At 34.8% G+C, this 21,723-nt stretch carries 23 protein-coding genes; 22 read left to right on the forward strand and 1 reads right to left on the reverse strand.

From position 1 onward, the window contains the following. Positions 1-14: 14 nt before the first annotated feature. Entirely contained in the window at positions 15-953 is a 939-nt protein-coding gene (locus F8154_RS09455) for a hypothetical protein (protein WP_151861380.1), read from the reverse strand. A 145-nt stretch (positions 954-1,098) separates the two neighbouring features. Here F8154_RS09455 and F8154_RS09460 point away from each other — a divergent pair, with 145 nt between their 5' ends. From F8154_RS09460 to F8154_RS09565, 22 genes are all read left to right on the forward strand, one after another. Next, entirely contained in the window at positions 1,099-1,728 is a 630-nt protein-coding gene (locus F8154_RS09460; protein WP_151861381.1) for a hypothetical protein, read from the forward strand. A 14-nt stretch (positions 1,729-1,742) separates the two neighbouring features. Next, positions 1,743-2,138: a holo-ACP synthase gene (gene acpS, locus F8154_RS09465; RefSeq protein ID WP_330577875.1), complete on the forward strand. Its 396-nt coding sequence runs from the start codon at positions 1,743-1,745 to the stop codon at positions 2,136-2,138. A gap of 12 nt (positions 2,139-2,150) precedes the next feature. After that, a complete protein-coding gene (locus tag F8154_RS09470; protein ID WP_151861382.1) occupies positions 2,151-2,783 on the forward strand; it encodes a LolA family protein in 633 nt (210 codons plus the stop codon). A 31-nt stretch (positions 2,784-2,814) separates the two neighbouring features. After that, entirely contained in the window at positions 2,815-3,987 is a 1,173-nt protein-coding gene (gene alr, locus F8154_RS09475; protein WP_151861383.1) for an alanine racemase, read from the forward strand. Positions 3,988-4,148: 161 nt separating this feature from the next. Continuing rightward, positions 4,149-4,424 (forward strand): CopG family ribbon-helix-helix protein, encoded by a 276-nt coding sequence (locus tag F8154_RS09480; RefSeq protein ID WP_151861384.1) that lies wholly within the window; start codon positions 4,149-4,151, stop codon positions 4,422-4,424. Then, positions 4,417-4,776: a type II toxin-antitoxin system PemK/MazF family toxin gene (locus F8154_RS09485; protein ID WP_456298073.1), complete on the forward strand. Its 360-nt coding sequence runs from the start codon at positions 4,417-4,419 to the stop codon at positions 4,774-4,776. The genes F8154_RS09480 and F8154_RS09485 overlap by 8 nt, the downstream gene beginning before the upstream one ends. 168 nt (positions 4,777-4,944) lie before the next feature. Continuing rightward, positions 4,945-5,436 carry a DUF4330 domain-containing protein gene (locus F8154_RS09490; protein WP_151861386.1) on the forward strand — a complete coding sequence of 164 codons (492 nt, stop codon included), beginning with the start codon at positions 4,945-4,947 and terminating at the stop codon, positions 5,434-5,436. Between the two features lie 17 nt (positions 5,437-5,453). Next, the gene (locus tag F8154_RS09495; RefSeq protein WP_151861387.1) at positions 5,454-7,055 is read left to right on the forward strand and encodes an O-antigen ligase family protein; all 1,602 of its coding nucleotides are present in this window, start codon (positions 5,454-5,456) and stop codon (positions 7,053-7,055) included. Then, positions 7,048-8,124 (forward strand): glycosyltransferase, encoded by a 1,077-nt coding sequence (locus F8154_RS09500; RefSeq protein ID WP_151861388.1) that lies wholly within the window; start codon positions 7,048-7,050, stop codon positions 8,122-8,124. The genes F8154_RS09495 and F8154_RS09500 overlap by 8 nt, the downstream gene beginning before the upstream one ends. Positions 8,125-8,140: 16 nt before the next feature. Further along, positions 8,141-9,196 carry a GNAT family N-acetyltransferase gene (locus F8154_RS09505; protein WP_151861389.1) on the forward strand — a complete coding sequence of 352 codons (1,056 nt, stop codon included), beginning with the start codon at positions 8,141-8,143 and terminating at the stop codon, positions 9,194-9,196. A 14-nt stretch (positions 9,197-9,210) separates the two neighbouring features. Beyond that, positions 9,211-10,143, forward strand: coding sequence for a PIG-L deacetylase family protein (locus F8154_RS09510; protein ID WP_151861390.1), 933 nt, complete (start codon positions 9,211-9,213; stop codon positions 10,141-10,143). 81 nt (positions 10,144-10,224) lie between these two features. Beyond that, a complete protein-coding gene (locus F8154_RS09515) occupies positions 10,225-10,710 on the forward strand; it encodes a hypothetical protein (RefSeq protein ID WP_151861391.1) in 486 nt (161 codons plus the stop codon). A gap of 99 nt (positions 10,711-10,809) precedes the next feature. Next, positions 10,810-11,940, forward strand: a complete 1,131-nt coding sequence (locus F8154_RS09520; protein WP_151861392.1) for a glycosyltransferase — start codon at positions 10,810-10,812, stop codon at positions 11,938-11,940. Then, complete coding sequence (locus tag F8154_RS09525) at positions 11,937-12,428, forward strand: DUF4330 domain-containing protein (protein WP_151861393.1); 492 nt, start codon at positions 11,937-11,939, stop codon at positions 12,426-12,428. The genes F8154_RS09520 and F8154_RS09525 overlap by 4 nt, the downstream gene beginning before the upstream one ends. A 42-nt stretch (positions 12,429-12,470) precedes the next feature. Further along, a complete protein-coding gene (gene csaB / locus F8154_RS09530; protein WP_192930237.1) occupies positions 12,471-13,556 on the forward strand; it encodes a polysaccharide pyruvyl transferase CsaB in 1,086 nt (361 codons plus the stop codon). Position 13,557: 1 nt separating this feature from the next. After that, positions 13,558-14,280 carry a WecB/TagA/CpsF family glycosyltransferase gene (locus F8154_RS09535; RefSeq protein ID WP_151861395.1) on the forward strand — a complete coding sequence of 241 codons (723 nt, stop codon included), beginning with the start codon at positions 13,558-13,560 and terminating at the stop codon, positions 14,278-14,280. Positions 14,281-14,294: 14 nt separating this feature from the next. Then, on the forward strand, positions 14,295-15,167 hold the full coding sequence (locus F8154_RS09540) for a YitT family protein (RefSeq protein ID WP_151861396.1): 873 nt from the start codon (positions 14,295-14,297) through the stop codon (positions 15,165-15,167). A gap of 40 nt (positions 15,168-15,207) precedes the next feature. After that, positions 15,208-16,029, forward strand: coding sequence for a transketolase (locus F8154_RS09545; protein WP_151861397.1), 822 nt, complete (start codon positions 15,208-15,210; stop codon positions 16,027-16,029). Positions 16,030-16,032: 3 nt separating this feature from the next. Next, positions 16,033-16,959 (forward strand): transketolase family protein, encoded by a 927-nt coding sequence (locus F8154_RS09550; protein WP_334296202.1) that lies wholly within the window; start codon positions 16,033-16,035, stop codon positions 16,957-16,959. A 141-nt stretch (positions 16,960-17,100) separates the two neighbouring features. Then, positions 17,101-17,577 (forward strand): protease complex subunit PrcB family protein, encoded by a 477-nt coding sequence (locus F8154_RS09555; protein ID WP_151861399.1) that lies wholly within the window; start codon positions 17,101-17,103, stop codon positions 17,575-17,577. 201 nt (positions 17,578-17,778) lie between these two features. Further along, positions 17,779-20,592 (forward strand): phosphodiester glycosidase family protein, encoded by a 2,814-nt coding sequence (locus tag F8154_RS09560; RefSeq protein ID WP_151861400.1) that lies wholly within the window; start codon positions 17,779-17,781, stop codon positions 20,590-20,592. Positions 20,593-20,693: 101 nt separating this feature from the next. Then, positions 20,694-21,455, forward strand: a complete 762-nt coding sequence (locus tag F8154_RS09565) for a class I SAM-dependent methyltransferase (protein WP_151861401.1) — start codon at positions 20,694-20,696, stop codon at positions 21,453-21,455. Positions 21,456-21,723 lie beyond the last annotated feature (268 nt).

The following is a 21,723-nucleotide window of genomic DNA, read 5'->3' on the forward strand; positions in this document are numbered from 1 at the left end:
ACCCTGCTTTATATTTACTTACCAGACTCAAAAACCTCTATCATTTTTTCTATGTTTTCCATGACAATTGAACCCTTAACCTGTGTAATGTAAAAGCTTTCAACTGCTAACTGCTGCATGTAATCCTCAATTGACAGCTTAAATTGTTGATACACATCCCCTTTATTTTTTTCCACTAATGGTTGCTTTAAGTCGCCTCCAACATCGTTTGCCTTTTTAATCTCAACCTCTGCCCCTAAAAAGTCCTCCTGAGATGCCATTAAAACTGACTGCCGAAGATGGTACTTAACCTCATACACCTGCATTGGTGACTTAGAGGTGAAATTTTCACGAAAATCATTTAGGTATGAGGATAATCTGTTAAGCTTCATTAAGCTTTGAAGGGTGTCCTTGTTGGATACCGTAACAGAAGTGTCACTTAAATAATTTTCAAACCTTCTTATTGAATCATCAGATGCACCTGCTTTTTTTAAGGAAGGCTCCAAAGAATTCCAGTTTTTGTGAACAGAAGCAACTAAATTATCTATTTGATACCATATGCTGTCTATGTTTTCTGGGGGATCATCAACCATAACTATATCACTTTCTATACCCTCCTCTTCAAGTAACGGAATAACTGTAGATTCCTGATAAAGAAACATATTTATGTCTATTGCTTTTTTTTTTGGCTCCTTCTTTTCCTCTGCATCAAGCTCTACCTCCGACTCCATTTCTACCTGTTTCTTTGCCTTCTCAACCTCTTCTATTACCTTTTCAAGTCCAGCGACACCATCAATGGCAAACATGGTTGTTAGAAGCTCCTCCTCCATCCTAGTAAAGGTTTCTGGTACTTCAGGAGGCTTGCTTTTATTCTCCTCGGGACTAGGCCTTTGATTCCCATTACATCCCCATATAAGCAGTAAAACAATTATTAATACAATACTTAATTTTCCTTTTTTACAATTTATCTTCACAGTATCACCTCTAAACTAGTTTTTCCATTTAATAAAATTTAATTACTATAATTAAAATTAGGACAGGAGACTAGCAGGATAAATGGAATAATAATATAATAATAAAGACAGAAGTCTGCACTTTTTTACAGAAAAGAGGGATAAAATGTTCTTCAAGAAATCTGCTAAGGATATAATATTAAATGAAAAGGTTATTAAAAAGAGTAAAGTACCAATACTTATAAAAGATAAAGGATGGAAAAATCTATTCGAAGATAAAAAAAATAAACTAATGGAAAAGCTATCCCAAGAGCTGGAAGCCCTTTTGAAGGAAGAGGGTGATCTAAAAAAACAGTTGAAAATCAAAAATCAACGGAAGCTTACTCTTATTAAAAAGATATTAAAGCTATCTGAACTAGTTAATAGAGATGATAGGGACGACGCACTAGAGGAAATGGAGAAATCAAAGCTTGAGATGGAACAGACCAATGAAGAGCTAGATGCTCTTTATGTTAGATTAGAAGAGCTACCAGGGCAAATTGAGGAAGTTAATTTAGCACTCTTAAAGGAAACAATAAGAATAGCCTATGAAGATTTATCAGCAAGTGTAAGCCACTTAAAGGAAACAGATGAAAAAATAACTGATTTAAGAAATGCTTTAGGAGAGCTAAGGGAGAAGAAGGAAGAGTTAGAAGAAAGGATAGATTTTTTATATTCATTCCTACATACAATGCTGGGACATGAAGAAATGGAGAATCTTGATGATCAGCTATTGAAAAAAAACAGTAACAATTAATAACCCTTGAAGGAGTGATTTCTATTATTATTGGAATAGGTATTGATATAGTAGAAATAAAAAGAATAGAAAATGCTATGAAAAAAAATCCAAGATTTATTAATAGAATCTTAACAGATAACGAAATACAAGCTTTAAAGGAAAGTAATATGAAGCCAGAATCTGTAGCAGGTTTTTTTGCTGCTAAAGAAGCAGTAGTTAAAGCAATTGGCACTGGGTTTAGAGATATCCAGTGGCAGGATATAGAAATATATAAAGACTCCTTAGGCAAACCAATGGTACATTTCCATAATAATGCATCAAAGCTTGCATATAGTAAAAATATAGATAATATATTAATATCAATTTCCCATAGCAGGGAAAATGCAGTTGCACAGGCAATTGCTTTAGGATTCAATAATAAACAATAGGGAGGCTTTAAATTGAGGCTTATAAAGGTTGCCATAATAGGAGTTCTATGTTTTTTATGTTTAACAGCCTGTAAACAGCCTACAAATGAAGAAATTTATTACAAAGCCCAGAAAAAAATAAATGCAATGGAGAGCTATAGCTGTATTGCACGTATTATTGCAAAGGGAGAAACCGGTTCAAGAGAGTATGTTATGGAGCAAATCTTCAAGTACCCAAACAAGTATAGATTAGAAATAATTATGCCAGAAGAGCTTAAAGGGAATGCAACCATATATAATGGGAAAATGGCTTGGGTAATTGATCCATCAATTAATGAAATTTGGAGAATGAACTCCTTTGAAGGGTCTAAGGAGCAGCTACTATTTATAGGCTATTTTATGGAAAATGTGTTTAGTAATGGTTCATCTACAATATTGTCTAAAAATGAAGAAAAACAGCTTTTGACCATAGAAACAGAGCTGCCAAAAAACAACTATTATTTCCATTCACAAAAGCTTTGGATAGATACCAGAACCCTTAAACCAGTAGAGCTTCAAATATTAGATGAAGACAAAGTCATTAAATTTAGTGTAGCCTTTGAAAATTTTCAGTATAATCCTAAGCTAGATGACAAGCTTTTTTACATACATAGTGAAGTACAATAATCTATAACAAAGGATGAAAGGATGTGGGAGGATGCTAACAAAGCGAGATTTAAGACCCGTTTGGGCAGAAATAAATCTTGATAACCTGAAAAACAATATTTCTGAGGTAAGAAGGGTTGTAAAAAAAGACACACTAGTTTGTGCAGTTATTAAAGCTAATGGGTACGGACATGGAGCTGTTGATATAGCAGCTACGCTTTTGAGTAATGGTGCTGATCGATTAGCTGTGGCAACCTTAACAGAGGCTATGGAACTAAGGAGAGCAGCAGTAGATGCGCCATTACTAGTTCTTGGCTATACTCCTGAAGAACAAGCCCATATAGTTATAGAAAATAATATACTTCAGACAGTATATTCCCTTAGTCAAGCAAAGGAACTTTCTGAAGCTGCAAAAACCTTAAATAATACAGTTAAGCTACACTTAAAAATTGATACCGGTATGTCTCGATTAGGTTTTAATGTGTCTGATGAAACTATTGAGGAAATCAAAGAAATATCTATGTTATCCAATGTTGAAATTGAGGGAATTTATACTCATTTTGCTACAGCCGATGAGGAGGATAAATCCTTTACTCTTCTTCAGTTCAATAGGTTTAAAGGGTTAATTGAAAGGCTTGAAGCTATAGATATTTTCATTCCAATAAAACACGTGTCAAATAGTGCTGCAATTATAGACCTGCCAGAAATGAACCTTGATATGGTCAGGGCTGGCATTATGCTTTATGGCTTATATCCATCTAAGGAGGTTAACCATAATGCGGTTAATCTGAAGCAAGTAATGTCATTAAAGGCTAGAGTATCTCAAGTGAAAAATTTACCCCCTAATACTGGTGTAAGCTATGGCTTAGTATATAAAACAGAGGGAGAAAGGAAAATAGCTACCCTACCTATCGGTTATGCAGATGGATTTACTAGACTCCTTACTGGGAAAGTAAAGGTCTCCATAAATGGCAAAAAGATTCCGATAGTTGGTAGAATTTGCATGGATCAATCCATGGCTGATGCTACTGGGTTAGAGGTAAAAGCAGGAGATGAAGTAATTATATTTGGTGAAGATACTAAAGTGGCACCAACAGTTGATGATTTTGCTGAAATATTAAAAACCATCAATTATGAGATAGTATGTATGGTGGGAAGAAGAGTGCCACGGGTTTACTTGGAAAATAATAAGCTTTTACACATAAGAGATAATTTGTTAGAATAATAAAGAGTACCTAAATAATAACTTTTTATCAGTCTTTTGTATAAATTTTCTATCATATTGACACACTTTAAATGAATAATATATAATTGGGTATATATTTTTTACTGCAATTTTATTGACTTTAATATGTATTTTTTACTCATGTTTCTAGGAGGTGCCAAATGGCTGAATCAAAACGTATTATGATAAGCCTACCCGATAGCCTGCTGAAGGAGATCGATAACATTGTTTCATCAGAAAGAACAAACAGAAGTGAATTTATCAGAAAAGCAATGAAGCTGTATCTTAGAGAAAAAAGCAAGATAGAGCTAAGGGAGAAAATGAAAGCCGGATACCAAGAAATGGCTAATATTAATGTTTCATTGGCAGAATTGGGATTAAGCCTCGATATATCTTCTTTAGAAAACTATGAGGTAAAAATGGCGGAGTGTGAGTAATGTGAATGTTAAAAGAGGAGATATATACTATGCAGATTTAAGCCCCGTTATTGGTTCGGAACAGGGGGGTGTAAGACCTGTACTAGTAGTACAAAATGATATAGGTAATCGGTATAGTCCTACAATAATAATTGCTGCCATAACGTCACAAATAAACAAAGCAAAATTACCAACCCATATTGAAATTATTGCCTCAGAATATGGACTTCCAAAGGACTCAGTTGTTTTACTGGAACAGATACGTACAATAGATAAAAGACGACTAGAAGAAAAGGTGGGTCACTTGAGTGAGGAGATGATGGAAAAGGTAAATGAGGCTTTATTAATAAGTTTGGGATTAATTGATTTCTAAGGAAGAAGGCTTAAGTATAACTTAGGTCTTTTTATTATGTTTCACTTTAACATTTTAAAATGTATTTTTATGGTGTTCACTTTTGATATTTTTAAGTATATAATAAAGAGGTTAGAAACCATTAAAATAAACAAAGAAATTTAACTGTTAGTAGAAGGAGCGATATATATGAAGCTATTTGATAAGGAAGGCAGATTGTTTGGTAAAATAAGCTGGATTGACTTAATGGTATTATTTGCTGTTGCTACAATGGCTATATTCTTAATATATCAAGGATATATGTCTTCTGAGTTGAAGGAAAATGCTGGACAAGAGCAAAACGTTACGGTAACTGTGTTTTTACCACAACTAACCTCCTTTCAGGTTGAGGCTTTAGAAAAAGGGGCAGGTAGACTTCAACGTACAGGTAGAAATGCAAATATTGAAGTTTTAGATATAGAGGTTGAAGCAGCAAAGGAGCCAGTAGAAACAGGGGAAGGCTCTATTGTGTTAGCCAGTATTCCAGATAAATTTGATGCAAAGGTTAAAGTGACTGGAGTAGGTGAGGTTATGACCGACAGAATAACAATAGGAACCATCGAAATAAAAGTAGGTACAGACTTAAGGCTATTAACCAAATATTTTGAAGGCGTTGGTGTGGTTTTTAGTATAGAAGAATAGCGAAGGGAGAAGCAATTATGGAGAATAGTATAATTATTAAATCCTTTGCAATAATATATGGCATTTTTACCGACAGCATTGCCTTTAAAAGCATGATGAGATTAAGGGATTTTATTGGAGTAGCCATAAAAAATAGTGTATTCTATTGGCTTTTAATAAAGGATTATAAATTTTATGAGGCATGGCGAGGTAGTCTATTGGGTACTGGTTTTTACAAGTCAATAACATTTCTTTGGCTATATATAAAAAGAGTAACTAACACAATAAAAAAATCAGCACCATATAGTTGGAGCTATAGAATTTTTTGTATTCCCTATGAAGTAATAAGTAAATCATTACTTAGGAGCTATAGTATTCTAGCCTTGTCGGTGCTGCTGACAGTATTATCAACAAATCAAGTGCTACAGTTATTGGGGCTGGCTTATATTATATACAGCTCTCTCTTCCAAATAGAGAGGGGTATATATACTATAGCCTTTATTATTCCCTTCACCAGTTCAACCAATTTGATTTTACTAGCATTAGGGCTTTTTGTTAGCTTTGTCTTTAACAATATAAAGGTTAAATCCCTAAAGATAGAGCCTTTTTTTCTACTGTTTTTTGCATTTCTTTTAATTTCCGTAGCTACCTCTCCATTTAAGGTTAATAGTCTAATGACTTTAATATTATATGGAAGTGGAATTATTTTTGGCTATATAATAATTTATACTTTAAACAATAGACAAAAGCTATTAAGCTTTTTAAAGGCAAATGTGTGGGCTGCTGTACTACAAAGCTTTTATGCTATTTTGCAATATAGATTTGGAATAACCATGGGGGGTACATGGGTGGACTTAGAGGAATTTGGTGAAATTACAACAAGGGCTATGGGAACCCTGGGAAATCCTAATGTACTTGCTAAATATTTAGTTATTACTATTATGATGGGTATAATTATTATGCTGACGGAGGAAAAGTTAGTAAATAAAATTGGATATGGGCTACTGAACCTAGTAATTGCCACAGGTTTAATTCTATCCCTATCAAGGGGAGGCTGGTTAGCATTTATTTTTGCTGTAATAGTAATGGCAATTTTAATAGACAAGAGATTAATTTTTTTAATGGCTGTTTTAGGTGTAGGAGTGTTATTTATCTCCCCAGACTTAATAATGAGGAGATTAGGCTCTATAACTAATCTACAGGACACATCAAATGCCTACAGGATATCTATTTGGATAGGGACACTAGATTTGATTAAAAGCAATTGGCTAAAGGGTACAGGACTAGGGCTTCCTGCCTTCTCCAATATGTATCAGTACTTTGTTTATGGAAGTGCTTTAGCTGTACATTCCCACAATCTGGTTTTACAGATTGCTGCAGAGCTTGGAATACCCGGTTTTATTTCCTTTATGGTTATGCTGCTGGCATTAATAAAATGGGCAATACTATCGGCTGTAAAGATGCTTAATAGCAAAAGCAGATTCATAGTATTTGGTCTACTGGCAGCAATAGCAGGTCATATGCTACATGGCTTTGTAGATTATGTCTGGTATGATCCAAGAATATTGTTTTCCTTTTGGATGCTTTTGGGTGCAACAATATGTAGTGTGGTTCTAGGACAGGAGGCTAGACATGGTTAAGGTAATTCACGTTATTTCTGATCATAACTTTGGTGGTGCAGGACAATATCTCATGAGTATTTTGAAACACTATAATAGACAAGAGTTCGATCTTCAGGTCATTTGTCATGGAAAGGGTCAGCTGTATCATAAGCTGATTGAAGAAGGTAACATCAAGGTTCACTTAGCCTCTGAAACTATTGGCCCTAAAAGCTTTGATCCAAAGCTATTTGTTAAAATTACTAAAATATTAAAGGCAGAAAGTCCACAAATACTTCATGCCCATGCAAGCTTAGCAGGAAGATTAGCTGCGAAATTTCTTGGCATTAAAGTAGTTATGACAAAGCATTGGAAGCAAAAACCAGGTAATAATTATTTTGTAAAGCTAATGACGAGGCAGCTTACTGAAAAAATAATTGCAATATCTAATGCAGTAGCTAAATCACTGATAAATGCGGGGGTACCAGAAAAATATATAGAGGTAATACACAATGGCATTGATATTGAAAGCTTTCAAAGTTTACCAGAGACAAGCTTAAAGAAGCAGCTTAATATAAACACCTCCATAGTCATTGGTATGACAGCAAGACTTGAAGCTGAAAAGGATCATAAAACCTTTTTAAAGGCGGCAAAAATAGTATTAGACCATACAAATGATGTAACCTTTATAATTGCAGGCAAAGGCTCAAAGGAGATGGAGCTAAAAAAGCTAAGTCAGGAGCTTAAAATAAGTGAAAATGTTATATTTACTGGTTTTGTGAATAATATAAAGGAACTAATAAATATTTTAGATATTTCAGTGTTAACCTCTGTAAATGAGGCATTTGGTTTAGTGCTGGCAGAGGGAATGATACTGGAAAAGCCAATAATCGCAACTAGCTTAGACAGTATTCAAGAGGTGGTTGGAGAGGCAGGCTTGTTTTTTAAAGCAGGTGATGAAGAGGAATTAGCAAAGCATATGCTTGAGCTAATAATGAATGAGGAATTAAGAAGAGATTTAGGTAAACAAGGAAAAAAAAGAGTTCTTAAGCTGTTTGACTCAAGGATAATGGTTAAAAGGCTAGAAGAAACCTACAGAAATATCCTATAGAAATAGAGGTAGAGTAATGGCATTAATAAGAGAGTATAAACCAGGTGATGAGGCTAAAATACTAAAGCTATTTAACGATATATTTAAAATGGACAGAAGTATGGAGCATTGGCTATGGAAGTTTAGAGATAACCCCTTCAATACTTCAACTATTGCACTAGCAGAAGAAGCAGATGAAATTATTGGACAATGCACCCTATTGCCATCAGCAATGAAAATTGGAGAAGATAATATTACAGGGGGGCAATCAATTGATGCTATGATCCATAAGGATTATAGACGGCAGGGATATTATGAAAAGCTTTCTCTTTATTCCTATGAGTTGGGAGAGAAAAAGAGTATTAAATTTAGATATAGCTTCCCTAGCCCTTCAACCCTTGAGGGTATCTTAAAAAAGCTAGGTGGTACACTAGTATGTAAAATACCTGTATATGTTAAGGTTATTAATGCCAATGGCTTTGTTGCTATATTTATAAAAAATAAAACCTTGGCAAAGCTGTTCTCACAGCCAATAAATACTTTGCTGAGAATAATAAAAAAAAGCAAATTAAAAACAGATTACAAATATAAAATTAATGAAGTAAATGACTTCGATAAAGGCTTTAATGAGCTATGGTTAAGCTTTAAGGATAGGTTTAAAAATTTAACAGTACGTGACAGCCAGTATCTTAATTGGCGAATATGTAGTCATCCAGACATTAATTACAGGGTTTTTAAAGCTACAGATGAAAAGCTAATGGGTTATATAGTCTTAAAGCTTGAAGAGAAAAGGGTAAGGGGTAAATATCCAATGAAGGTGGGTACTATAGTTGATTTGATAGCTTTAAACAGCACAGCTACAGAGGAGTTAATAAGTAAGGCTGTAGAGTTTTTTCAAGAAAACAAGGTGGATTATGGTGCTGCGTGGGGCTTAGAGCATATGCAGCAAACACCTATATTAAAAAAAGCAGGTTTCATTAAGACTAAAGGAAGTATACCCTTTGCTGTTAAAGGCTTTGATAATAGCCTAGATGAACTATTATACAATAAAAGCAACTGGTACCTTATGCCAATAGAAACAGATACCTATTAAAGGAATGAAAAGATATGGTAAAAGATATAATTAAAGCAATAGTAAAATATCCCATAGCTGTAGTTAATTATGCTATATTATGGAATTACTATAGGTGGAGTGAAAGGAATAATAACTCTATTGAAAACATGCAGGAGGGTAAAAGGGAAAGGGTTTTAGTAATTGCCCCCCATGTAGATGACGAAACTATAGGTCTTGGGGGAACACTGCTTAAACATGTTGAAGATAATAGCTCTATCCATTGTGTATATATAACAGATGGAAGTGGTAGTAATACAGAGCTGCCTAAAGAGGAAATTACAAAGGCTAGGCAGCAGGAGGCTAAAAAAATTCAGGAGCTTATAGGCATTAATGAATTATATTTTATGAATGAGGTGGATGGTAGTATACAACCATCAGAAAGCTTACAAAAGCGTATTTATAGCATTGTAGATAAGGTGAAGCCAGATGTTATTTATACACCCTTTCTAATTGATGCCCACAGTGACCATGTAGAAACAACCGTTAATATAATTAAGGTGCTAAAGCAATGGAACCCTAGCTTTGATAATATATACATGTATGAGATAAACTGTCCTATAATACCTAAACTAGTAAATGTTGCTATGGTACTAGATGAAAAGACCTTTAATAGAAAAATTAAGCTATTAGATGTCTTTAAGACTCAAGAGTCTATGGAGTTTGACGGCTTCATATCCCTTAATCGAAGGAAGGGACTACTTGTAAAGGGTAAAGCCGCAGCAGTAGAGGTTTTTGTTAAAGTAAACCTACAGCAAATAGAAGAAATATATGAAATACTTAAGCTTGAAGGCTTTTCATACCACCAGTTTAGGCAGCTAAGCAACAGGTATAACCTTTTATTAGGCTTCATTCAAGGCTATGGTAAAAAAGCTTTATATACCAATAAAATACAAGCAGTATTAAATAGAAGCCATAGCTCCAGGTAGTTCTTTAATTATTGGAAATAGTGTAGTATAATAAGAAGGACACAGATGCTATTTGAGCTGAGATAACAAGGAGGAGTACATATGTTGAATACTCAAAGAAAAAGGATATTAACCTCACTTTTAGTTGTAGGATTTTTACTTTTCGTTGCACAGTTCGTATATGCTAATCAAGGGGAGCCTGGTTCTACAGAAGATCCTTTAGTAACACAATCATATGTTGAGCAAAGAATAGAGCAGTTCAAATACTATGTAGACCAAAAGCTTGCTAATAATGAAACAGGTCAACCAAGTGAGGCGGCAAGTACCTTTAAAGTTGTTGAGTTGAAAAACGGTGAAAGGCTTATTACTGGTGGGGGAACAGAGCTAATATTAAGAAGTGGCAAAGCAAAGGCTATTGTAAGTGAGCTAGGCGGATTGTCTAATGTTACAGAAGGATATGATATAGGCAAAGATCAATCTATACCAACTAACCACCTGTTGATAATCCCTAGAGATGACGGAAGAGGGGTAATTGCTACAACAGATGCTATATTGATGGTTAAGGGAGCCTATACTATTCAGCAATAGACTTAGCTACTCTATAACCTATAGGACTTCCTCCAAATTGAATGGAAGTCTTTTTTTCGATAAACTGTTATTATTTAAATATCGAAGGAGCGTTAATATATGAATAAGTTAAAAGTCCTTCTACCAACAACAGGACTTGATATTGGTGGAGCGGAAACCCATGTTACAGAGCTAGCAAAGCAATTAAAGGAAATGGGACACCAACCTATAGTTATGTCTAGCGGGGGTATTTATGTTGATGAATTGCAAAACTATGATATAGAGCATGTACAGAGTCCACTAAATAGCAAAAGTCCAAAGGATATGCTTGTATCCATAAAGTGCTTTTATGATACAGTAAAACAATATAGACCCCATATAATCCATACCCATGGAAGAATAGCAGCTCTAATTTCAAGGCTAATTAGTGCTAGATTAAAAGTGCCCTTCATGACCACCTCCCATGCACTTTTTACCTATAGGTGGCCATTGAAGCATTTAACTTTTTGGGGTGATGAAGTAATAGCAATTAGTGATGATGTAAAGCAGCACCTAATAAATAGATTTGATGTTAAAAAGGATAAAATAACTGTTATACCTAATGGTATTAACATGAAAAGATTCAGCCCTGATATTGAGGATAATAACATAATGAAGGAGCTTTCTCTAAGAGAAAAAAGTAAAAAAGTTGTCTATGTCAGTAGACTAGATGGGCCATTGGCAGAGCTTGCTGCTAGGGTTGTGGAAATAACACCAAGGCTACAGGAAGCATTTAATGATATAGAAGTTATTATAGTCGGTGATGGAGAAGGATTAAATAAAATAAAAGAACTTGCCAGTAAAATAGATAATAGTCATGATATAGTAAAGATAACAGGAAAAAGGACAGATATTCACAATATCCTAAATATAGCCGATGCTGTTATTGCAGTAGGTAGAACTGCTATCGAAGCTATGGCAATAGAAAAAACAGTAATTATAGCAGGTGGAGAAGGCTACATGGGAATACTTTCGGAACAAAACTTTGAATTAGCTCTCGGAACAAACTTTACAGGGAGAGGAATTAACACAATAGAGTCAAGCCATCAATTAAGTCAAGACATTATTAATCTACTACAATTACCTAAAGAAGAAATAATAAACAGAGGAAAGTTCTTTAGAGATAAGGTGCATCAGATATACTCTGTTGAAGAAACCACAAGACAAACCATTGAGGTATACTATAAACTGTTGAGGGGTGACTCAAAATGAAGCTTATAGACAACAAAGGAAGAATTTTTGGTAAAATAAATATTTTCGATTTATTAATAATTGTTATAATATTATATGGTGGCTTCTGGGGTTACCAACGCTACAATGAAGTTCAACCAGCCAACAGTGAAGAATCTGAAATACATTTACAACTTTTTATACACGAAGTAAGGAATGTTACAACCGAAGCAATTCAAGTGGGGGATATGCTTTACTCTTCACAGAATAATAGATTTATTGGTGAAATAATAGACAAACAGGTTAATGGAGCAGAGAAGCTAGTAGAAACTAAGGATGGCAAAGTTGTAAAGTCAGAAATACCAGGTAAATATGATATGTTAATTACAGTCAAAAGCTTTGGTACAGTAAATGATAGAAACATTATTATAGGCTCAAAGGAAGTTCGTGTCGGCATGCCTTTAAAGGTATACACTAATTTGTATGAGGTTAGTACAACGGTGTTTGTAGTAGATGAAGTAGAAAAGTAACTGACAAAAGAAAATTTAATGTCGGGAGAGGAAGAGCAACGGATGAAGGTATTCTTATTTGGCTATTATGGCTTTCAAAACACAGGAGATGAAGCTATACTAGAGGTTATTGTAGAGCAGCTTAAAAAAAGCATTAATGATGTAGAAATTACTGCTATGACCTATAAGGCTAAAGATACAGAAGACAAATATAACATTAAAGCAGTTAGTAGAAACGATTTTACTAAGGTTTTAAGGGCTATAAAGGAGTCAGATATTGTAATTAGCGGTGGGGGTTCAATTCTTCAGGATGTAACCAGTAGTCGCTCCTTAATATATTATCTGGCAATTGTTTATGTTGCAAAAAAAATGGGGAAAAAAGTTATGTTTTATGGAAATGGCTTTGGCCCTGTAAAAAACACCATAAACAGAAGGCTGGCTGCTTATGTAATAAATAATGTTGATTCAATTACAGTCAGAGATTTTGAATCTAAAGAGCTTATGAAGTCTATAGGGGTTAATAAAAATATAACAGTAACAGGAGATACAGCCTTCAATCTACAGCTATTAGACCAGCATCTTATCGATATAATTCTTCAGCAGGAGGATATATCTAAGGAGAAGAGGCTAATAGGGATTTCGGTACGAAGCTGGAAGGAGGAAGCCCATAAGGAAGTAGTGGCTCAAATTGCAGATTATTTGAACAAAATGAATTACCAAGTGATATTTATTCCAATGCAATACCCTGACGATATTAAAATATCCTATGAAATAGCAGCTATGATGGGAACGAAGGCTAAGATATTAGATAAATACTATACACCAAAGGAAATTTTAAGCATAATTAGCAGCTTCCACCTATTAATAGGTATGAGGCTCCATGCCTTAATCTTTGCAGCAATAGCATTAGTACCAATGGTTGGTTTAGAGTATGACCCTAAAATTAACAGCTTCTTAAAAATTGTATCACAGCAAAACGGAGGTAATGTTGAAAAGCTTGATTTCATTCATTTATGTACAATAATAGAAGGAGTATTAAATAATAGGGAGTCATATATAGAAAAGCTAAAGAAGGCAAAGGAAGCTATGAAGCAAAAAACAGAAATGAACCTACAGATATTGCAACAGCTTGTAAAAGAGGGTGAGTAAAATGAGGGAAAGAGTAGAAATACTGAAGGTACCAATAGATGCGGTAACGGTAGATGAAGCAATGGAGGAGCTTATTGGATTTATAAATCAAGATGATTTTATGAAGGTCTATACCCCTAATCCAGAAATTGTTATGCTGGCACAAGCAGATAAGAAATTATTTAATATACTTAAGGAAGGAAACCTCGTAGTACCAGATGGTATTGGCTTAATTCTAGCTTCAAAGCTTAAGGGCTTAGGATTAAAAGAAAGGGTAACAGGAGTAGACTTAACAGATAGGCTTTTGAAGCATTGTAGCACTAATAATAAATCTATTTATATTCTTGGTGGCAAACCCAATGTACCAGAAAAGGCTGCCGAAAACATAAGCAAAAAATATAAGGGAATAAAGATAGCAGGGGTATGCAACGGATATTTTGAAAGTAATGAGAATGAAAGGATAATACATGAAATAAATAGCTCTGGTACTGATGTGTTATTTGTTTGCTTAGGCTCGCCAAAGCAAGAGCATTGGATAGATGACAACAAAGATAAATTAAAATGCAAGTTGGCTATTGGAGTAGGTGGAAGTGTTGACATTTATGCTGGAACAGCAAAAAGGGCCCCCATAGTATTTCAAAGGCTAGGCTTAGAATGGTTCTACCGACTAATAAAAGAACCAAAACGTTATAAAAGAATGCTTTTGCTCCCTAAGTTTTTAGTAAAGTTTGTATTAAAGGGATAAATGGGGGAGATGGAATGGTAATGAGTAATAAAAACAGAAAAATCATTGAATATATTGGAATTACTATTGGCTGTGGATTAATGGCAATAAGTCTTATTTTTTTTCTTGAACCAAATACTATTGCTCCAGGTGGAGTTACAGGCTTAGCAATACTAATACAAAAACTAACGGGAATACCTATAGACGTTACAAACCTAGCCTTTAACATACCACTGTTTATTACTGGTATATATGTGCTAGGTAAACTTTTTGGTATTAAGACAGCATATGCAACCATTGCATTATCTGGCTTTATACGACTTTTTATAATTATGTTTGGAAGTGGAGCAATGCTGACGGGGGATTTGCTCTTATCCAGTATTTATGGTGGAGTTATTATGGGGGTTGGTCTAGGCTTAGTTTTCCTATATGGAGGAACAACAGGAGGTACCGACCTAGCAGGTGCTATATTAAATCATTTTTTCCCTACCATTAGCACAGCTAAGCTAATGATGCTACTAGACTTAATTATTGTTGCGGCTGCTGGCTTGGTTGAAAAAAACATCGAAACCTCCTTATATTCTATTATAGCTCTGTACATATTAGTTAAAGTAGCAGATTTTATTGTGGAGGGACTTAGCTATGCTAAAGCATTTTATATTATATCCAACAGTCCAAATGAAATTGCAAAAAGGATAATTGATGAAATGGGAAGAGGAGTCACAGCCCTAGAGGGGAAAGGGTTGTATACAGGTACAAAAAGAGATATACTTTTGTGTGTGGTGAATAGGGCACAGGTGGCGAAGCTTAAGAAGCTGGTCTATGAAATAGATGATAAGGCCTTTATTATGGTTACAACTATTCATGAGGTTTTAGGTGAAGGCTTTAAGGAGATTAAGAAGAACTAGTATAGGGTACAACAATACTGATAGGAGGAATAAGTAAATAATGAATAATTATGATGCATTAAAAGAAAAAGCAACATCAATTAGGAAAAATATTATAAAAATGCTGACGGAGTCTGGCTCAGGACATCCTGGTGGTTCCCTATCGGCAGCAGATATTATGACAGTTCTTTACTTTCATGTAATGAAGACAGACCCCCAGAATCCAGCCTGGGAAGATAGAGACCGTTTTGTTTTATCAAAGGGCCACGGTGCACCAGTATTATATGGAACCCTAGTAGAAAAAGGATTCTTCCCAGAAGAAGAGCTATTTAACTTAAGAAAAATAAACTCTATGCTTCAAGGACATCCAGATATGAAGGGAACTCCCGGAGTAGAAATGTCAACAGGTTCGTTGGGACAGGGATTTTCAGCCTCCTGTGGAATGGCTTTGGCCAATAAATTAGACAAAAGAGACTCTAGGGTTTATACACTACTAGGTGATGGTGAGCTTCAAGAGGGATTAGTTTGGGAAGCTGCTATGGCGGCGGCTCATTTTAAGCTAAACAACTTAACAGCAATTGTTGACTATAATGGACTTCAAATAGATGGGCCTAATGACGAAGTTATGGCTATTAATTGTATAGCTGGGAAATTTAAAGCCTTTAACTGGCATGTAATTGAATGTGATGGACACGACTTAAATAAACTAATTGAAGCTTTTGAGGAAGCAAAGAGTATAACAGACAAGCCAACAGTATTAATAGCTAAAACCATTAAAGGTAAAGGAGTTTCCTTTATGGAAAATCAAGTTGGTTGGCATGGTAATGCTCCCAAAAAAGAAGAGGCTGAAGAAGCATTAAAGGAACTGGGAGGTGTATTGTAGATGATAAATAAAATAGCAACTAGAGATGCTTATGGTGAGGCATTAGTTGAGCTAGGTAAAAACAATCCTAATGTAGTTGTGTTAGATGCTGACTTATCTAAGTCCACTAAAACCCATGGATTCAGCAAGAAATACCCAGAAAGATTTTTTAATGTAGGAATAGCAGAGCAAAACCTTATAGGTATGGCAGCTGGCTTAGCAGCAGCAGGTAAAATTCCCTTTGCAAGCACCTTTGCAATGTTTGCCACCGGTAGAGCCTTTGAAATAATAAGGAATTCTGTGGCTTATCCCAAATTGAATGTTAAAATATGTGCTACCCATTCAGGCTTAACAGTAGGTGAAGATGGCGCATCACATCAATCATTAGAGGATATTGCATGTATGAGGGCTATTGCTAATATGACGGTTATAGTTCCGGCAGATGCAGTAGAAGCTAAAAAAGCAATATTTGCGGTGGCAGAAAAAGAGGGCCCAGTTTATGTAAGGCTAGGTAGACCCAGTGTGCCAGTAATAAACGATGAAGGCTATAATTTTGAAATTGGTAAGGGTGTGACCTTAAGGGCAGGAGATGATATTACTATAATTGCCACAGGAATTATGGTTAGCAAAGCACTGGCCGCAGGTGAGGCACTGTCTAAAGAAGGTATTGAAGCTAGGGTAATTAACATACATACCATAAAGCCCATAGATAAAGATATAATAATAAAGGCAGCTAAGGAAACGGGTAAAATCATTACAGCAGAAGAGCATAATATAATTGGCGGTTTAGGCTCTGCCGTTACAGAGGTTGTAGCTGAAAACCATCCAGTACCAGTTAAGAGAATTGGGGTAGAAGATACCTTTGGAGAGTCTGGTAAACCAGACGAATTACTTGAGAAGTATGGATTAACAGTTGAAGCTATAATTGCAATGACAAAGAAAATGATTTAACATAACTATATTAACCCCTTCAGGATAAAAACTTGAGGGGGTTTTAATTTCTTATTCTCAGTTTTGAATATTTTATTAACTGAAGGAATAAACATTAATTGAAGCCGATAGTCGATAGATCAGGAAAAAGGGGTGAGGAACATGAATAAGAAGTTAAAACTACCGAAATTTCCAAAGGTTAACTGGAAACTAATAATAGCAGTTTTAGTTCTAATTCTAATTGTTGCAGTGGTTGTTAAAGTTGTACCAAAATTATTCTCCAGTGACGACGAAGTAGCCTTTGTTATAGTAGAAGACCAAGATATTCCACAGAAAATACAGGAAATTTTACCAAGATACAGAATGCTGGAAAGGGCACTTGCAATAAAGATTGATGAGGATATCTATGTTGTAGTAACAAGGGGTGAAAAACTCACGGGGGGTTATTCAGTAGATATCGATGGTATGACACTAACAAAGGAAGATGATGAGACATTATTGACGGTATTTGCATTATTTAAGGACCCAAGGCCAGAGGAGCTGGTGACCCAAGTAATTACTTATCCCTACACAGTAGCGAAAACAAATCTTACAGAGCTACCAAAGAAAATAAGTCTACAGGTAGAATATGTAGATTAAGTATTTAGTTTTTGTAATAAAATGAAGGGTGGTACAGTTTAAACATTGAATTGTACCATTTTTTCTTTTGCAAAATCCTTGAGAATAATGTATTTACATTTATTCATTAAAATGTAATCTCCCTGTAATAGACATTTTATATAAATCAGATATAATGGGCTTAGTAATATATGTAAGACTGACAACTGGGAGGAGTGCCTTGTGAATAAAAGAACAAATAAGGGTTTAAAGAGAATAGCTTTGTTTTTTATGCTGATTGTTTTACTATCAACAAGTGTATATGGTAATGAAGCTACCATAGATAAAATTGAATCGGATCGTCTTGCACCAGGAGTTATCCATCAGAATATATTGAGATTTAGTAAGGATGGATGGTTAAATGCTAACGTTCTTTATGTGGATTTAACAGATAAAACTACGGAGCTGAAAATACTTAAGAGTGAAAATGGATTATCAACAAAGGAAACCCTTTCATCAATGGTTAAGAAGGAAGACAAGGTTATTGGAGCAATTAATGGAGATTTCTTTTTTATGAATACTCCGGTAGCTTCACCCACCGGTACTATAGTAGAAAAGGGAGAAATCATCAGTAGTCCAGTTATCAACGAAGAGCTAGCTAGCTTTTACATAAATGATAATGGTCAAGCATTTGCAGATTACTGGGATTATGAATTATATATAACAACAGATAAAGGTAAGAAAATTGAAATTGGTTCAATTAATAAATATAGATGGATGTACCAAGAAATAATGCTGATAGATGGAAACTGGGGCAAAAAATCAGTTGGTGCAACAGAAGACCTTAAGGACATGGTTGAGGTGGTTGTAGTTGATGATGTAGTAACAGAAGTAAGGAAGGGCAAAGAAGCTATAGATATACCTAGAAATGGCTATATTATCCTTTCCGCTGGACCAAAGGCGGAGGAATTGAAAAAAATTGAGGTAGGCACAATAATTCAATTACACACCGATATTAAACCAAATATAGAGAGAATAGAGCTGGCAATGGGTGGCGGAACAATCCTAGTAAAGGATGGGAAGGTTGCTGACTTTACACAAAATGTTTCAGGTAATAATCCCAGAACAGCAATAGGTATAACAAAAAATCGACAGCAATTAATATTACTGACTGTTGATGGCAGACATGCCTCCTTTAAAGGGGTAGATGGTAAGCAGTTAGCCAAACTGTTGATTGAATTGGGAAGCCATGAAGCTATAATTATGGATGGTGGCGGATCCACTACCATGACTAAGAGGAATCTAGGAGAGCATAGCTCTAGTGTTATAAATTATCCATCCGATGGCTCGGAAAGAAGAATAGTAAACGGGCTGGCGGTTGTTTCAAAAACCGCAACAGGTGCTGTTCATGGCTTAATTGCAGAGGCTGAAAACTACAATGTTATTAAGGGTGGGTCAAGAGGAATAACCCTTAAGGCATATGACATGTATTTTAATCCCATTAATATAAACTATGACAATGTTAAGTATTGGATAAAATCAGGTGCTGGAACAGTGGAAAATAATAGATTTTTATCACAAGAGGCTGGGGAAACAGTTGTCACTGTCGAATATCAAGGGGTAACAACAGATATTGCCTTTGAGGTTTTAGACAACCTATCCCATATTGAAATGAACCCTAGAACTCTACAGATAAATAATAACAGCAGCGCTAATTTCTTCATAACTGGTGTAACAGACTTAGGCTATAGAGTACCTATATTTGCTGGAGATGTAATATTTAAAGATTTATATAGCCTAGGTAGCTTTAAAGGTGGAAAATACACCTCCAATACAGCTTCTGGGGAAACCGTAATCGAAGCTGCCTTTAGGGATAAGACTACAAATGCTATAGTAGCTATAGGCAGTGACAAAAAAATACTAGATAATTTTGAGGCCATAAGGGGAACCTTTACAAAATATCCTGATGATGTGAAGGGTGCAATAAAGCTTGACAACAATCCATATACAGGAAAGCATTCTTTAAGGCTTGAGTATGACTTTAGTAAAACCGATGCTACGAGGGCTGCCTACATTGAATATGGTAACGGTGGGATAAAGGCAGAAGGCAAACCTAGTAAAATTGGTGTTTGGGTACACTCAAATGATAATGCCCCCCACTGGATAAGGGCAAGGTTAGTTGACGATAATGGGGAGCAGCATGTAATTGATTTAGCTAAAGGAATTAATTGGACAGGCTGGCAATACATAGAGGCTGCCATACCTACTAAGATTAAATATCCAGTGGCTATAGATAGACTTTATGTAGTAAAAACAGACCCAAAGGAAAAACAAACAGGAAGCCTATTATTTGATGATTTACAGGCCCTGTATCAACTGCCTTTGACAATGACAGATAAGCTAATTAACAATCCCCAAATAATAGATAAGGCTAACGGACCAGCAGAAACCGAGGGAACAAAACTATTTGTTCATTCCGGTATTAATTTCAATAAAGAAACTCTTTTAGATAGAATGGTATCAAATAGAGTTATTAATAAGATTAATAGCAAGGCACAATATGCCCTTTTTACAAACACAGTAAATAAAGCTGTTTCAGAAGAAATCACAGCACCCTACCTTGAGGCTAAGGAGGGTTACAGGGCAGAGGAGTTTGAAAACAATCTCTTTATTCAAATGAATAATAGCAAAAGAGGTTTTAGAGCTACAGACTTTCAACAATGGCCTTGGCTTATTAATAAATTAAATACAACTGAAAAAGAAAACATTTTTATTGTCTTACCTAGTCCTGTATGGGGTGATAATGGGTTTTCAGACCAACTGGAGCTAAAGCTATTTACAGAAACCCTTACTAAAGAAGCAGAAAAGGGTAAAAACATATATGTTTTATATGGTGGAACAAAGGCACAAGTAAAGATTCAAGATGGTGTCCGTTATATTTCAACAGGGAAGTATAATAATGACACAAACATTAGTCCATCAGAAAACTACAAGTATATAGAGTTTAATATAGATGGTAATAATGTTACCTATGAGTTAAAACCACTTTTTGAATAAGTATATATTAGCGAAAATCAAATGACTTAGGGATGTTTAAACTACCACTTAGAACTACAGAGCTTCCCACATAATTATTAGGTAGAGAGGTGAAATATATTATGTCAAATGTAGAAGAAAAGCTTGCTAAATCATTAACTGCAGAATCCACAGAGCTAATTCCATACCTTCCATATTTACTTCAGGATTTATGGGAGTTGGGCTCTTCACCCAAGGATATTGCAAAAATGATCTCACAACATATAGAAATATCAGAAGGGACTAAGGTACTAGATCTGGCATGTGGTAAAGGAGCTGTAAGTGTTAATATAGCCAAGATATTTACATTTAAGGTTACTGGAGTTGATATTATTCCAGAGTTTATAGACTTTTCAAAAAAGAAGGCCAATGAGTATGGTGTAGGAAACTTGTGTGATTTCAAGGTTGCAGACATAAATGAATCAATAGAGATTGAGAAGGATTATGATATTGCTATTTTTGGAGCTGTTGGAGATGTGCTGGGAAATGCAGAAGAAACAGTAGAAAAGCTAAAAAATACAGTAAAAATAGGCGGATACATTTTTATTGATGATGCATATGGGAAAGATGATTTTAATGAAAGCTATCCGTCAAGAGAACAGTGGCTCAAGATTTTTGATAAAACAGGTGTGAAATTGATTGATGAAATGATTATCAATGATAATGAACTCGAAAACATTAATAATGAGCAACAATCATTAATAATAAAGAGAGCCAATGAGTTGAAGGAAAAATATCCAGAAAAAGCACAGCTATTTGAAAGCTATATAAAAAGCCAACAGGCCGAATGCCATGAGTTAGAAAATGAAATAGAAGGAGTTACTTTACTTTTACAGGTTATTTAAACTTTGGGTAATGTACTAATAAAAATCCAGCAAAGCTGCTGGATTTTTATGCTATTTATATGATTTTTTTATTTTAAGCTTTCTTTATGTTTTTGCTTTTCTGTTTTCAAGTTTTTTTGCCTTTTCTTTCAACATTCAACATTCAGCATTGAACATTTCTTTTTATGTGTTTTTAATTATCCATTTTCAATTTTCCATTTTCAATTTTCAATTTTCAATTTTCAATTTTCAATTTTCAATTTTGATTATGTTTTTAACTCTTCACTCT

The sequence above is a fragment of the Alkaliphilus pronyensis genome (genome assembly GCF_009017275.1).
In the GTDB taxonomy this organism is placed as follows: Bacteria; Bacillota; Clostridia; order Peptostreptococcales; family Natronincolaceae; genus Alkaliphilus_C; species Alkaliphilus_C pronyensis.

What these genes read in the sequence shown, in the direction of transcription:
- F8154_RS09480 (WP_151861384.1), top strand. Translation starts at nt 4,149, where the DNA reads ATGGCTGAATCAAAACGTATTATGATAAGCCTACCCGATAGCCTGCTG.
- F8154_RS09500 (WP_151861388.1), top strand. Translation starts at nt 7,048, where the DNA reads ATGGTTAAGGTAATTCACGTTATTTCTGATCATAACTTTGGTGGTGCA.
- csaB (WP_192930237.1), top strand. Translation starts at nt 12,471, where the DNA reads ATGAAGGTATTCTTATTTGGCTATTATGGCTTTCAAAACACAGGAGAT.
- F8154_RS09510 (WP_151861390.1), top strand. Translation starts at nt 9,211, where the DNA reads ATGGTAAAAGATATAATTAAAGCAATAGTAAAATATCCCATAGCTGTA.
- F8154_RS09540 (WP_151861396.1), top strand. Translation starts at nt 14,295, where the DNA reads ATGGTAATGAGTAATAAAAACAGAAAAATCATTGAATATATTGGAATT.
- F8154_RS09555 (WP_151861399.1), top strand. Translation starts at nt 17,101, where the DNA reads ATGAATAAGAAGTTAAAACTACCGAAATTTCCAAAGGTTAACTGGAAA.
- alr (WP_151861383.1), top strand. Translation starts at nt 2,815, where the DNA reads ATGCTAACAAAGCGAGATTTAAGACCCGTTTGGGCAGAAATAAATCTT.
- F8154_RS09545 (WP_151861397.1), top strand. Translation starts at nt 15,208, where the DNA reads ATGAATAATTATGATGCATTAAAAGAAAAAGCAACATCAATTAGGAAA.
- F8154_RS09505 (WP_151861389.1), top strand. Translation starts at nt 8,141, where the DNA reads ATGGCATTAATAAGAGAGTATAAACCAGGTGATGAGGCTAAAATACTA.
- F8154_RS09525 (WP_151861393.1), top strand. Translation starts at nt 11,937, where the DNA reads ATGAAGCTTATAGACAACAAAGGAAGAATTTTTGGTAAAATAAATATT.
- F8154_RS09565 (WP_151861401.1), top strand. Translation starts at nt 20,694, where the DNA reads ATGTCAAATGTAGAAGAAAAGCTTGCTAAATCATTAACTGCAGAATCC.
- F8154_RS09535 (WP_151861395.1), top strand. Translation starts at nt 13,558, where the DNA reads ATGAGGGAAAGAGTAGAAATACTGAAGGTACCAATAGATGCGGTAACG.
- F8154_RS09495 (WP_151861387.1), top strand. Translation starts at nt 5,454, where the DNA reads ATGGAGAATAGTATAATTATTAAATCCTTTGCAATAATATATGGCATT.
- F8154_RS09490 (WP_151861386.1), top strand. Translation starts at nt 4,945, where the DNA reads ATGAAGCTATTTGATAAGGAAGGCAGATTGTTTGGTAAAATAAGCTGG.
- F8154_RS09520 (WP_151861392.1), top strand. Translation starts at nt 10,810, where the DNA reads ATGAATAAGTTAAAAGTCCTTCTACCAACAACAGGACTTGATATTGGT.
- F8154_RS09515 (WP_151861391.1), top strand. Translation starts at nt 10,225, where the DNA reads ATGTTGAATACTCAAAGAAAAAGGATATTAACCTCACTTTTAGTTGTA.
- F8154_RS09460 (WP_151861381.1), top strand. Translation starts at nt 1,099, where the DNA reads ATGTTCTTCAAGAAATCTGCTAAGGATATAATATTAAATGAAAAGGTT.